The 13,299-nt window shown below is 60.6% G+C and carries 12 protein-coding genes and 2 pseudogenes; 7 read left to right on the forward strand and 7 right to left on the reverse strand.

The features are described from left to right. The first annotated feature begins 172 nt into the window (after positions 1–172). The 6 genes from M0D66_RS26805 to M0D66_RS26830 all read left to right on the forward strand — a co-directional run bounded on the left by M0D66_RS26805 (position 173) and on the right by M0D66_RS26830 (position 7,176). Positions 173–1,792 (forward strand): FGGY-family carbohydrate kinase, encoded by a 1,620-nt coding sequence (locus M0D66_RS26805; RefSeq protein ID WP_266212058.1) that lies wholly within the window; start codon positions 173–175, stop codon positions 1,790–1,792. After that, the gene (locus M0D66_RS26810; RefSeq protein WP_266212059.1) at positions 1,789–2,436 is read left to right on the forward strand and encodes a class II aldolase/adducin family protein; all 648 of its coding nucleotides are present in this window, start codon (positions 1,789–1,791) and stop codon (positions 2,434–2,436) included. Before M0D66_RS26805 ends, M0D66_RS26810 begins: the two co-directional genes overlap by 4 nt. 18 nt (positions 2,437–2,454) lie before the next feature. Then, a complete protein-coding gene (locus M0D66_RS26815) occupies positions 2,455–3,957 on the forward strand; it encodes an aspartate aminotransferase family protein (protein WP_266212061.1) in 1,503 nt (500 codons plus the stop codon). Between the two features lie 4 nt (positions 3,958–3,961). Then, positions 3,962–4,618: a hypothetical protein gene (locus M0D66_RS26820; protein ID WP_266212062.1), complete on the forward strand. Its 657-nt coding sequence runs from the start codon at positions 3,962–3,964 to the stop codon at positions 4,616–4,618. Between the two features lie 78 nt (positions 4,619–4,696). Continuing rightward, positions 4,697–6,139 (forward strand): aldehyde dehydrogenase family protein, encoded by a 1,443-nt coding sequence (locus tag M0D66_RS26825; RefSeq protein ID WP_266212063.1) that lies wholly within the window; start codon positions 4,697–4,699, stop codon positions 6,137–6,139. 185 nt (positions 6,140–6,324) lie between these two features. Continuing rightward, positions 6,325–7,176 carry a MipA/OmpV family protein gene (locus M0D66_RS26830; protein ID WP_266212064.1) on the forward strand — a complete coding sequence of 284 codons (852 nt, stop codon included), beginning with the start codon at positions 6,325–6,327 and terminating at the stop codon, positions 7,174–7,176. Between the two features lie 54 nt (positions 7,177–7,230). Here the strand turns inward: M0D66_RS26830 and M0D66_RS26835 are convergent, their stop codons facing one another. The 3 genes from M0D66_RS26835 to M0D66_RS26845 form a co-directional block, all read right to left on the reverse strand. After that, complete coding sequence (locus M0D66_RS26835; protein WP_266212065.1) at positions 7,231–8,421, reverse strand: MFS transporter; 1,191 nt, start codon at positions 8,419–8,421, stop codon at positions 7,231–7,233. Positions 8,422–8,498: 77 nt separating this feature from the next. Further along, positions 8,499–9,386 carry a TorF family putative porin gene (locus M0D66_RS26840; protein WP_266212066.1) on the reverse strand — a complete coding sequence of 296 codons (888 nt, stop codon included), beginning with the start codon at positions 9,384–9,386 and terminating at the stop codon, positions 8,499–8,501. Between the two features lie 21 nt (positions 9,387–9,407). Beyond that, positions 9,408–9,839, reverse strand: coding sequence for a DUF2147 domain-containing protein (locus tag M0D66_RS26845; protein ID WP_266212067.1), 432 nt, complete (start codon positions 9,837–9,839; stop codon positions 9,408–9,410). 444 nt (positions 9,840–10,283) lie between these two features. Between M0D66_RS26845 and M0D66_RS26850 the strand changes: the two genes are divergently transcribed. Continuing rightward, a complete protein-coding gene (locus tag M0D66_RS26850) occupies positions 10,284–11,000 on the forward strand; it encodes a TetR/AcrR family transcriptional regulator (protein ID WP_266212069.1) in 717 nt (238 codons plus the stop codon). Between the two features lie 207 nt (positions 11,001–11,207). Here M0D66_RS26850 and M0D66_RS26855 read toward each other — a convergent pair. The 4 genes and pseudogenes from M0D66_RS26855 to M0D66_RS26870 all read right to left on the reverse strand — a co-directional run. After that, positions 11,208–11,318: pseudogene (locus tag M0D66_RS26855) on the reverse strand (IS6 family transposase); the annotation flags it as partial. Positions 11,319–11,350: 32 nt separating this feature from the next. After that, positions 11,351–11,511: pseudogene (locus M0D66_RS26860) on the reverse strand (IS3 family transposase); the annotation flags it as partial. 379 nt (positions 11,512–11,890) lie between these two features. Further along, positions 11,891–12,166 carry a hypothetical protein gene (locus M0D66_RS26865; protein ID WP_266212070.1) on the reverse strand — a complete coding sequence of 92 codons (276 nt, stop codon included), beginning with the start codon at positions 12,164–12,166 and terminating at the stop codon, positions 11,891–11,893. Positions 12,167–12,454: 288 nt separating this feature from the next. After that, positions 12,455–13,299 (reverse strand): AraC family transcriptional regulator (locus M0D66_RS26870; RefSeq protein WP_266212071.1); only part of this gene is annotated, 845 nt, incomplete at its 5' end.

Below are 13,299 nucleotides of genomic sequence, written 5' to 3' on the forward strand. Positions count from 1 at the left end.
CTATATTGTTGCCAAATCGAAGCCCGTACCGTACTACGGTCGCATTGAGAGGTGTAAGCGCGCGGATTCACTTGGGCTTCCCGCGCCGTTAGCTTTGCAACGATTGCGACGTCGGCATATCGCACAGCTTTCCCAGTCGGGACGGCTGGATCAAAACAAGTTCGGATAACTTATGTTGCTTCAGATTTCAGACGCCAACGCCGTTCCCGCCGATCGCATCATCCTGGCGGTGGATCTCGGCACGTCGGGATGCAAATGCGCGCTCGTCAGCCTGGACGGCGTCGTGCACGCGTGGTCATTCCAGCCGGTCGAACTGCATGTGAGCGGCGTATGTGCGGAACAGGACCCGCTCGACTGGTGGTCTGCCTTTCTGCACAGTGCCGGCGAGCTACTCGCGAACAACGCCGCATTGCGCAGCCGTGTTGAGGCGATCTGCTGCTCGACCCAGGGCGAAGGTACGGTCTGTGTGGACCGTGCCGGCAACGCAATCGGGCGCGCAATGCTGTGGCTCGACATGCGGGGCGCCCGCGCGATCGGCCGTCGCGCGAAAGGACGCGGGATCAACGTCGCCGGCTACGGTCCGCTGAAACTCTGGCAATGGATTCGCCGTTCAGGCGGTGCTCCGGCATTGTCCGGCAGGGATTGTGCCGGACACATGGCCTATATCCGCGAGCACGAACCGGAAATCTATAACCGCACGTACAAGTTCCTCAACGTGTTGGACTACATGAACTTGCGCATGACGGGCCGTTACTGCGCGACACGCGACTCGATGCTGACGGCCTGGGTCACGGACAATCGCGATCCGCTGAACATTCGCTACGACGCCTGCCTGCTGCGGATGCTCGGCATAGATAGTGAAAAGCTGCCGGAGATCGTGCCGTCGACTGAAATACTGGGCACTGTGTTGCCGGATCTCGCCTCGACGCTCGGCCTCCCGCCAAACACGGTGGTCATCGCCGGGTCGGTCGACAATTCGGCCGTTGCGGTAGGCGCTGCCGTCAGCGATCTGTTCCCGCACCTTTACCTTGGCACATCGTCATGGCTCGGTGCTCATGTGAGCAAGATGAAGACGGACGTGCGCAGCAGGATCGCAGCGGTGCCTTGCGCCGTGGGCGGCCGCTATCTGGCGATGGCGCTTCAATCAACCGCCGGCGCCAATCTGTCGTTTCTGCGTGATCGCATCCTGTACCACCCGGACGAACTGCTCAGCGACGAGGAGCAGCCGGACGTCTACGCGCTGCTCGATGTCATCGCCGCGCGCGTGCCGGCCGGAGCACGGGGATTGATCTACACGCCCTGGTTGTTCGGCGAGCGCACGCCTGTCGAAGACCCGACCCTTCGCGCCGGTCTCATCAACATGTCGCTCGAGCACTCGCGGGAAGACATCATTCGTGCCTTTCTCGAAGGCGTCGCACTCAACACGCGCTGGATGCTGGAACCGTTCACCCGTTTTGTCGGCGCGGCACCGCAGGCAATCACGGCAGTCGGCGGCGGCGCGCAGTCCGACGTCTGGTGCCAGATCATGGCGGACGCAACCGGACATCCGATCTGGCAACCGAGCAATCCGATCCAGACCAATGCGATCGGGTCTGCGTTCATTGCCGGCGTTGGCGTCGGCGCGTTGCGGTTCGCCGATCTGCACAACCTCCAGCGTCCTCGCCGGATCTATGAGCCGCGGCAGCAGAACAGGCAGGTCTATGACGACCACTTCGAAACTTTCAAGGAAATCAGGCAGCGGCTATCGCCGCTTTATCGACGTCTTAACGGGACTCAGGAGACCACAGCATGAAAACAGACACGCTCGCACACCGTCAACGGGTAGTCGATCTTTGTCTGGAGTTGTCCCGACGCGGATATTTTTCCGGAACCGGTGGCAATCTCGCGCTTCGTATCGACTCGCAACACTTTGCGGTCACGCCGTCGGCGACCGACTATCACACGATGACGCCCGAGAACGTCAGCATAGTGCGGCTTGACGATCTCATGCAGATCGAGGGCGACCGGGCACCTTCGGTCGAAAGCAGCCTGCACGCGCGCGTGCTCCGTGCGCGCGGCGATGTCGGTTGCAGCATCCACACGCACCAGCCGATTGCGAGTGCATGTGCGTTGCACGGACGCTCGATCCCGGTCCCTGACGGCGCCATGCGCGCCGCGCTCGGTTCGTACGTTCCCGTTGTCGGCTATGCGCCGTCCGGCAGCGGATGGTTAGCGGCGAAATTCGCCCGCAAGGTGCGGCCCGATATCAACGCCTACCTGATGTTCAACCACGGTGCGCTCTGCTGTGGCGTCGACGTCGACGACGCGCTGCTTCATGTCGAACTACTCGAAACGCTCGCACGTCAGCGCCTGCGCAAACAGATCGCGACGCGCGCCGCGTCGACTCCCCGACTGCGGCCCGCACTGAGCCGCGTCCTTGCCACGCTTGATGCCTGATCCGCCATAGGACTGCCCATGTCTTCACTATCCATCGAAAGCCGTCTCGAACTGAACAGCGGCGCCGCCGCGCCTGCCATCCGTCCCGCGATCTCCGAGTGGCCCGACGTCGCATCGCTTTACCAGCGCTTCGACGCGCTCGTCAAACAACCGATGCGGCCGATCCGCCGCGAGCGGATGCCGCAGATCATGCGTTACTTCGAAGAGCGTTGCACCGTTTCGCGGCGCCTGGCCGAAGAAGCACGCAGCGTTATTCCCGGCGGCGTGCAGCACAATCTCGCGTTCAATCATCCGTTCCCGCTCGCGATCAGCAGCGCGCAGGGCGCGCATCTGACCGATGTGGACGGCAACCGCTATATCGATTTCCTGCAAGCCGGCGGCCCGACGCTTCTGGGCTCCAGTCATTCTGCGATCCGCAGCAAGGTCAATGAAGTGCTGGACCAGTGTGGTCCGGTAACCGGACTGCTACACGAATATGAGGTGAAGCTGGCCGAGCTCGTATGCCGGTCGATGCCGGCAGTCGACATGGTCCGCCTGCTGGGCTCGGGCACCGAGGCGGTCATGGGTGCGATCAGATTGGCGCGTGCGTACACGAAACGAAAATGGATCATCAAGGTGGGCGGTGCCTATCACGGCTGGAGCGATCAGGTCGTATACGGCATGCGCTTGCCCGGAACCGGACGGATGGAGGCGATCGGCATTCCGCGCAGCGCGACTGGCTATACGCAGGAATGCTATCCGAACGACCTCGACGCGCTGCGGCGCAAGCTGCAGATCAACCGCTTGCGCGGCGGAACCGCCGCGATCATGGTCGAGCCACTCGGCCCCGAGAGTGGCACACGGCCGGTCCATCGGGATTACAACCGGCACGTGCGCGCGCTCTGCGACGAATTCGGTGCGCTGCTGATTTTCGACGAAGTTGTGACCGGCTTCCGGCTCGGCCCCGGCGGCGCGCAGGGCTATTTCGATGTCAAGCCGGACATTACCGTGCTCGGCAAATGCCTGACCGGCGGCTACCCGATGGCAGGGGCAATAGGCGGGCGCCGCGACATCATGATGATGCTTGTGGGTGGGATTGGCACCACGTCGAAACGGGCGTTTGTCGGTGGCACGCTGTCGGCCAATCCGCTTTCCTGTGTGGCGGGCTACTATGCGCTGCTCGAGGCCGAGCGGGTGGACGCGGCCGGCAAGGCAGGACGCGCCGGAGACAGGCTGCGCCGGGGGCTAGAGGAAATCATCGACCGGCTCGGCTTGCCCTACGTCGTCTACAACATGGGGTCGATCGTCCACCTGCAGACATCCGGCGTGCTGCTTCTTGACACCAGTAGTCTGCTCAAGCTTTTGCGCGTGAAGGAAGAAGCGAAGGGCAGAAAGCACATGATGGAAGAGATGGGCGCCGCCTACACCGCACACGGTCTGATTACGCTCGCCGGCAGCCGCATTTACACGAGCCTGGCCGATACTGACGATGTGATCGACGACGCGCTCAACCGATTCGACGATGTCTTCAAACTGGTCTAACGCGATGGATATACGTGACCTACTAACCGCACAGTGGCTCGAAATCAAGGCCCGGCTGTGCGACAAACAGCTTCTCCTGCGCCGCGAGCAGGGGGGGCCGGCACCGAGCGTATCGCTTCGCTGTCCCGGCACACGCAGCATGCTTTTCGGCAACGTTCTGGACAACACCGCTCAGCGGCTGTCGATCGACGTTTGCGATCACGCCGACGACATCGCGTCAGTCCATGCCGCTATCTATCGGCTGCGCAGCGACGTCGGCGCAATTGCATACGGCGGCGGTCGCTACGGCAACTGCCTTGCCGATTTTTCCGGTGCGATCCCGATCCTGTTTGACGAACAGGCGCGGCATCTCGGACGAATGGGCGCCGCAATCGCGAACGTCGGTCAGTTGGCGCATTCGCTGCAGCGGGGAGGCAATGCCGTGTTGTTCAAGGGCAGGCCTGTGTGTTTGGGTACGACCTGCCAGCGCATGGCGCTGAATGCCGAGCTGTTCGAGAAATGCGCGGAAGCCTATGTGCTCGCGGCGGCAGCAGGCAGCCGCATGACCCGGCTCCCGTGGCTCGTGCGCTTCGTCGCTAACGGGCGCCTTCGCAAAGACCAGCGACGCGCAATCGAATCGTTCGCGGTCGGAGTGCTTCCGCCAGAGAGTCGCGGCTACTGACCGTGGCTGCAGCAGCCGACCGGCACGCCCCAACACCACAACTGTCTATCGCAATTCCACGATTCCCGTCATGCGCCTATGGATCACCTGAACGTACACGACCCTGATCTGGCTGTTCTCGAACAGCACTTCCACGCTCAGGGGCCGGTCGCCCTGAACTTGCGGCGGTCCAGCGCCGGTGACCGCATCGACAAACTTCGACGCCTGCGCGCCGCGTTGCTGCAGCGGCGCCAGGCGTTCTACCAAGCCTTTGCCCGTGACTTCCGTAAGCCACACGTTGAAATCGAACTGACGGAATTCCTGCCCGTCGTCGACGAATTACGCCATACGATCCGGCATCTACGGAAGTGGATGCGTCCGATCCGCGTGCAGCCGACGCTGACCACCTTGGGAACGGCGGCGCGAATCGTCTATCAGCCGCGAGGCCGCTGCCTGATCGTCAGTCCATGGAACTATCCGGTCAACACGCTGATCGGCCCGCTGATCTCGGCGATTGCCGCCGGCAACACGGCCATCATCAAGCCATCCGAACTCACGCCGCATGTCAACGCGGTGATTGCGGACCTCATCGGCGACGTGTTCGCGCCCGATGAGGTCGCGCTGATTCAAGGCGGGGTGAAGACCGCGCAGGCCCTGTTGGGTTTGCCTTTCGATCACATTTTTTTCACCGGTTCCCCCGCGGTGGGCAAGATAGTCATGACTGCGGCCGCACAGCATCTGAGTTCCGTCACGCTGGAGCTGGGTGGTAAATCACCCGTCATCGTCGACGAAACCGCGGACATCGAGCGTGCAGCGGAAACCACGATCTGGGCGAAGCTCGTTAATGCCGGGCAGACGTGCATTGCGCCGGACTATCTGCTTGTCCATCGCAGCGTTCGCGACCGCTTTGTGGAACGCTGCAGGAAGACAATCGAAAACCACTTCGGCGCAGCCGGCGACCAGATCGCGACGACCGCGGATCTCGCGAGGATCATCTCGACCGGTCACGTCACGCGTCTCGCTGCGCTTGTGGACGATGCGCTCGCTACGGGCGCGCAGCTGATATCGGGCGGGTCATATTGTCACGCCGAGCGCTACGTCGCGCCTACGCTGCTCGGCAACGTCACGCCCCGTGCCCGTATTTGCGATGAGGAAATTTTCGGCCCGATACTCCCCATCATCGAGTTCGAAACGATCGACGAAGCGATCGCCTATATCAATGCCCACCCCAAACCGCTCTCACTATATATGTGGAGTCGCCGCGATGCCGCGATAGATAGTCTGCTGCAGCAAACGAGTTCGGGGGGCGCATGCGTCAACCACTGCCTGCAGCAGTACGCGCACAGCGGGCTTCCGTTCGGAGGCGTCGGCCAGGCCGGGATCGGCAATGCGCACGGTTTCTTCGGATTCAAGGCGTTTTCCCATGAACGGGCCGTGTTGACCGGCGGGAGGTTCCTGACGGCCAGATTGTTCTTTCCCCCGTACACCCGACTGAAGACGCGACTCGTGCAGCGCGTTGTGGATTTCCTCGCAAAGGTGTGATGGCAAGCGACAAGGCAGCTTTCGCTTGCTTGGCAATCGCGGCGGCACGAATGACGGGGCGCCACTAAACAAGAATCGGATTATTTGTCAATGAGATCTGAGTCAACGCGTTCGGTCTCAATCGGCTTAGCGCGAGGCCGCATAGTTTGGACCATTGCTCATACCCGCAACAATCAGAAGGTTTAATGTATCGGTCTTTCAAACCAGCCAGCGTTGCCGCGCAGGCACTGCTGGCCGCAATGGGTACACTTGTTCTGCTTTCCACAACAGCGCAGGCCCAGACACCCGCCGACAACGCTGCGCAGACATCGACGATCGGCGAAATCCTTGGCGCGCATACTGACGTCAGCATCGGAGTGGGTGCCGGCGTTGACCAGCGGTACATGGGCGCTCGAGATTTTCGCTTTGAGGTGTTACCGACATTTAATATCAGTCGCGGCATCTTTTTCGCGGACTTCATTCGTGGCGCCGGTGTGCAATATCAGACGGTGTCTGGATTTTATATATCGCAGACATTTAACTACGATTACGGCCGCGCAGACGAGAAGGACTTCTTCCGCCCGGGTTCGGACTATCTGAAGGGAATGGGGGACGTGAAAGGAACAGTTACCAGTACCGTCACACTTTCACAGCGAATTACCCCATGGCTTTCAGTGAATGCACAGGCCGAATTCGGCCTTGATGGGCACACGCGTGGCAATCAGTATCAATTTGGGCTGGAGAGTACGGCCTTGCAGACTGCCGTGGATTCGATTGTCATGGATATGGACGCGAAGTTGGGCGACGGTCAGTACAATCAAACCTATTTTGGCGTGACGCCGTCGCAGAGCGTTAACTCTGGTCTCAGGCGTTACACGCCGGGAGCGGGACTCTACGCCATTTCCCTCGCGGCCACCTGGACCCACACGTTTGACAAGCATTGGTCCGCTGATCTGACACTGGGTGTTACGCGCTATACGAACATCGTCGCTGATAGCCCCGTCGTTCAGCGTAGAACGGGGGCCACGGTTTTCACGTCGCTCGGGTATACGTTTTGACGATTTCACCGGTCCCGATGATGTCACGCAGTAACTGCCGTTGATCGACGCTTGTTAGTGCGCGTTCGATTCTTCCAGCGTGCGGGGCGCACACGCTGAACGCCGACGAAGTATGTATGCGGTGGTCGCGACGACTATCGCGGTGAACGAGAAGCCTAGTGTGACGAATGGAACCGGACTGGCATCGTCACCTTTGACGACCAACGACGAGACGAGCGGTCCAAACGCGGTACCTAGCAGTTGAACGCCGGGCGCGAGCGTCGCGACGCGCCCGCTCCGATCGAGCCGCAACGCGAGGCCGATGTGAAACGGCATCAGGAACAGCCATACAAAGCCGAACACGCCGCACAGCGCGATAAAGCTGGCAGTATGCCCAGCCGGAAGCACATGCATGCCGATTGGGATCAACGCGAGTGCGATTGCGCCGCCGATCAGGGTCAGCATATTGTCGACGTATCTGACCGCGCCGGCCGCCGCTATACCGCCTGCTACCTGCGTGAAGAGAACGGCGGACACTGCGGTCTGGGCGGCTTGTGCATCTAGACCGGCGCGCTGTCCGATGGGCTCCAGGTAGGCCCATAGCGAACCGATTGCTGCCATCTGGACGAAGGCGATCAGAAGCGGCATCGCGGATATGACGGACCACACGAACGGCCGGCTGGCATGGTGCGAGATAGGCTTTAGCGTAGTGGGCAGCCGTAGCGAAAGCACACAAGGGACGAGCGCCAGTGCGCCCAGCATGGCGAAGCCGCCCTGCCAGCCCCCGTGAGGAATCACCGCACGGGCAAATACCGCGGCCACGCTTGCCTGTGCGAGCGTCTGGACAGTGAGAAAGACGCCGGCCAGCCGGTCGGCAGTGCGAGAACGAACGATGACGCAGGTGGTTACCCATACCAGTACGCCTTCGCCAAGACCTGCTGCCGCACGAACGGCAGCTAGCGCTGTGTCGCCTGTCAGCCTTGCGGTCAGGACGTCGAAACCGGAAATGATCAGGGCCGCGAGCAGGGTGATGATACGCAGTCTGCCGACGGGCAGCAGCGCGTCTCCAAGCACGACGCCGATCCCGAGTGCGACGATCTCGCTCATCGCGATGACGCCTACGCCCTCGAGGGTCGCGTGTCGAGTATCGACCATCGCGCCAAGCAGAATTGGCTGCAGGCCGATCATCAGTAGCGCAACCGATCCTATCGACAGGGCCGCGACAATGGGCTGTCGGCTCGTGACGGTGGGTTGAATAGATTCCATGACTTTCCCCTGACTGTTGAAGTATACGACGAGATGTTCTTGCTGGACGTCGTCAGCCAGTTGAGGCGTGAGGCGCCTCAGAACTTGCGCGAGACTGACACGAGGAATGTCGGTTTGGACGTCGACTTGACGGCGTTGCCATCCTGAACGGCGAAGAGCGCGGGCGTTCTCACGATTGCAGCGGCCCAGGTGAGATTCCACTCAAATCCCCATCTGACGTGCGTGATTCCGATGCTGTAATCGAAACTGTTGGCCTCCGGGAAATTCGCCACTTTCTGATAGCCGGTGTGCAGCTTCAGCGTGGTGTCGCCCCGTATCGCGTACTGGTAGTCGAGATCGAAGAGCAGGGTGCCGCGCGATCCATGGTTGCCTCTGGCATAGCAATTGAGCGCTTGCGTGGGGTCGGCATTGAACTGCAGCATTGCGCCGCACACGCCGCCGGTATTTGCCCCGCGATAGGTCTTCGAGATGACGTCGATCGCACGGCCCTGAAGGTTGCCATAGCCGAATTCCAGCAACGCGTAGTCGGTGTTGTAATGGGTGCTGGTAACGTTGGTCGGCACCTGGTTCACGAAGTCGAAGGCTTGCGGGGAGTCGAAGTTCGCTCCTGGAAAAATCTCGGTTGCGAGGCCTATGCCAAAGTGCCATTTGTCCGGATTGCCGAAGCGCCAGCCGCCAGCAAGTGTAATGTCGGTGCCGTTGCCATTCGTGAACTCCTTACGGCTTACGTTGTTAATTTCGGCGACGGCGACCAGTCCGCTTTCATGGGCGGCTTCAATAGAGAGCCTTGCACCGGGTCCATTCAGCGAGTCGGAGACGCCCCTGGTGCGGACGTCGGACATCAGGGTAGCCGACGGGGTGAAGGAGTAGCTGGCGATGTCCATGTCGTCGGCACGTGCATTGGTGCACATGACTGAGGCAGTTATGAAGACGGGCCAGACGCGCGAAAAGAGTGTTGTGTTCATGGTTTTCTTCTGGCACGAAGGCTAGTGCTTGCAGACGGGTGATGCGGGCAGCGATTGCTCGCGCGTCATCTGCTCGGTTTCGCCCAGCATTTCCGTGCCAATGTATGCCCGCACGGCGAGGCGCGAACTGTTAATACGGACCGCACCCTTGTAATGCTTATTTGTGCGTGGGTCGAAGACCCAGCCATCGCGCCACGCGTCGTCGTCATAGCGCTTGAGCTTTGCGATGCGTACGCCGCATGTATCGGAGGCCGTGCCGGCGTCCTTATCCCAAACGATCGTGCCGCACAACGAAGAGGGTTCGTCTGCGCACGCCTTGAACTCGATGACAGCGTTGCCATCCGCAGAGCGCCAGAGGCCCTTTGCGTCATCGGGGCCGGCGGCAAACGCCGGTTGCAGCGTCGTCGCCGCGATGACCGGAATGAGGCAGCATACAAGGCGTTTTGCATACATATCGATATCCTAATTAAATGAGTAATTTGTGCCGCTGCGAAGAGGATGTCAGTCGTCAGGTTCACTGTTTCCAGACTGCTACCAACGCTCTGTGTTCGCCGATAGCATCCGACGCAGGCGCTCAGTTCCGGACGAACAATCAGGTGACTCAACGGTAGTGAAGACTATCGTATAGGCGAAAAATTTGTGATTCAAGTATTTTCTAATTGGGGATAACCCCGTGCTGAAAGCGCGGCGAGAACGTTGATAGTCCTCGCAGAACTGGCGCGCAGGCCTTTTTGCGGCGGTGCTCGGTGCGGATTGGGGTGAATGCTCGATGAGCGGCCGCGACTGGCCGCGATGGAGCGAATAGGGAGTCGGCGACAGGCGGTGGGGATATAATCATGATTACCTTTCACGCCGACATGCCGGGGCGCAGCGGTCGCGACCGGCGAAGGATATTCAGTGGCCACTGCGACGAAAAAAGCCCGTACCACCCGAACCGCGAAGCGGCCATCGCCATCGCTCGAGGCAAAGAAGCAGCCGGAACAGCAGCGCGCAACCGAAACCTACGAACGCATCATTGCCGTCACCGCACAGACACTGGCTGACGTCGGCATCGAGCGCTTGTCGACTAACCTGGTATGCGAGCGCGCCGGTCTGACTCCGCCCGCGCTCTACAGGTATTTCCCCAATAAATATGCGTTGCTGCGCGTGTTGGGGGAACGGTTGATGGATCGACAGAACGAGTTGATCCCGCACTGGATCACGCCGGCGGCGCTTACGGGATCGACGCAGGACCTCGAGCGGGCATTGCGGGGCCTGATAATTGATACATATGCGGTCACCGAGCGGACGCAGGGCGGCGTTTGGATCCTGCGTGCCCTGCGAGCGGTGCCGACGTTGCAGGAACTGCGTCTTCATTCTCACTCGCGCGTGACACAGGAGCAAACTGCCGTGATGGCGGCAGCGTTTCCGGACGCTGATGTCGAGCAGTTGCGACTTGCCGGACGCATCGCGGTGGATCTTATCTACGCGACGGTCGAATTGCTTTGCGACGAACCACTCGGCGCGCAGACGGTTGCGGAAATTGTGGCCGGCATGATTGCGAGCCATTTGACCCGCCTTCGACCCAATGCTGAAGCCGGCGGCGCGAGGCGCCAACGCATGACGCGCGTATGACGCTGTGCATCGTGCCGGCGCTAAGTCGTATGGAAGCAGACGTTTGACCCATGAGGCGACTACTCGATCTCATCGGTGGCCCTTCCATCGTCATGGCGATGCAGCAGGCAAGGTTTCAGATGCCGTGCAAGCGCGGCGAGCGGGAGTAGAGCGCTCACCGTCGCGATAAGGACGGAGGGGCGAGCGCAGTGCGTGGGTCGCGATCGTTTATGAGGCGAGGGAATAGAATTGCTTTGCGGCTGACCCGCCGATTCCTTTGGCGTATTTCATTTTCCCCTTGCGGATCATATGCATCATCTCAATGCCACCCACAACGATGAGGTCCGCCGTCAATAGTGGAGAGCAATGGGTTACACCGCAAGTTGCGTTTTATAAAATCGCTGCGTGAAGGTCGCGGCGACGGATAGTCGAGATGCGCCTGCTCGCGTTGCCGGTTGTAAAAGATCTCGATGTATTCGGTGATGGCCTGTCGGGCCTCGGCGCGTGTCGTGAACCGTTGTTGGTGCACGAGCAATAAAAGCACGATTGTTCAAATGTTGGTCATTTCTTTTATGAAAAATCTGCGAGCGGCAGGGAGGCCAAGCTTTTCCGCGCCGCGCGTGCACCAAACGGTGCCGGTTTCGAGGCGACTGACACTTCGGCTTGGCTATGCCTGCAGCCGGAGTGGCGTTGAGGCGACAGCAGCCGTCATGACCGGTGCCGTGCCCGGGAGAAGTGGGAGGCACCGCCGGGATAACACCCGTTATCGTGGCAAACCTCGGCGAGGCGTTGTAGAGCAGGGCGCTCTAAGCGGTGTTGGCGCAATTTTGCAACGCGCAGGGCACGGAAAGTCTGCTGGTCGAACTGAGCCGTTAAAGTCAGTTTGCAGGGTTTTCAGGTGCGGCTGATGATTACATGGAGGTGTTTCTGGCGTGGAATCGCCCCGATGGCGGTTCGCTCGTTACTGACGGTCGGCTCTTGAAGCTGACTTCAAATGCGCCCAGCTGCAGCAACAGGCAGTCGAGCGCGCAAAGCTGGACCCGCGTCAGGTGCGGTGCGTCCAGGAGCCCGTGTAGTCGCCAGCGCCAGTATTGCGCAGGCAGTATAGGACCGAGAGGGCCGCCAACCAGCGACGGTCTCATCACCCGCGCGATGTGCGCTATCTCCTCGTCGATCAACGTTTCCATAAGCCCCCCGGCTTCCTGTTTTCGTTTTCGCGTACGGTCATTGACGATTCATATTACGAATACTATAGGCCGATTTTCGCCGCGCGCCCAATTATTGAGAAATGAAATTCCCGGCGTGCGGCGGAACGGCCGGTTTGGACAGCGGTGGTGACGTGTGCGGAAACCAACTGAGGTGGGAACGATGCGGCCTCTGCCGTCGGCATCGGGCAGTCGGCGGCCACAAACAGCCGTTCGACCCCGTGACCTGGATCGTCAACAATCGCTTCCTGCCGGTCGTGAACGTGCGCATCACGACAGCCGCAGTCGCCTCACGTCTTGCAGGGGAGGCGCGCCGAACAGACGGCTGTACTCGCGACTGAACTGCGAGGCGCTTTCGTAGCCGACCTGGATCGCGGCACTACCCGCGTCGATGCCAAGGTTGAGCATCAACTGCCGCGCTTCCTGCAGGCGCAACTGCTTCTGATATTGCAGAGGACTTGTTCCGGTGATGTTGCGGAAATGCTGACGGAACGTTGAAGGACTCATGTGCGCGTGCGCGGCCAGGTCATCCACCCGGAGTCCCTTCGAGAAATTCTGCTTGAGCCATCTCACGGCCCTGGCAATCTGTTGGCTCGGCGATCCGTTGGCCGCAAGGTGCTGCAACTGCGGACTGTGGGGGCCAGCGAGAAGCCGCACGATGATTTCCTGCTGAAAGAGCGGCGCCAATTGCGGAGCCAATGCCGGTTGGTCCAGCAATTCGATCAGCCGGATCAGGACGCCGATCAAGGCATCGTCAAGGGTTTCGATCGTGATGGGCGTGAAGGCAGGTGTTCGAGGCGGAGCCGGCAACTGCATCTCCGCAGCTGTCTTCACGATGTCACGGCTGTCCAGTGTCAGCATCAGGCCCAGCATCGGTTCCTCAATACTCGCGCGCGTGACGTGCGAGATCACAGGCAGGTCGATGCTTGTCAGCATCGATTGGCCGGGACCGTAGTTCACCACTTCTTTTCCTACCAACGCCTGCTTATGGCCCTGGGCAACGACGCCCAGCCCGAGGCTAAAGATGCAGTGCAACGGCTCGGTTGGCCCCTTCCGGCGATGAAGGGAAAGGGCTGGTATGGCTGTGGTGTAGTCGCCGTCAGACTGGGCAAAGC

This window comes from Paraburkholderia sp. SECH2 (assembly GCF_030464795.1).
In the GTDB taxonomy this organism is placed as follows: Bacteria; Pseudomonadota; Gammaproteobacteria; order Burkholderiales; family Burkholderiaceae; genus Paraburkholderia; species Paraburkholderia aspalathi.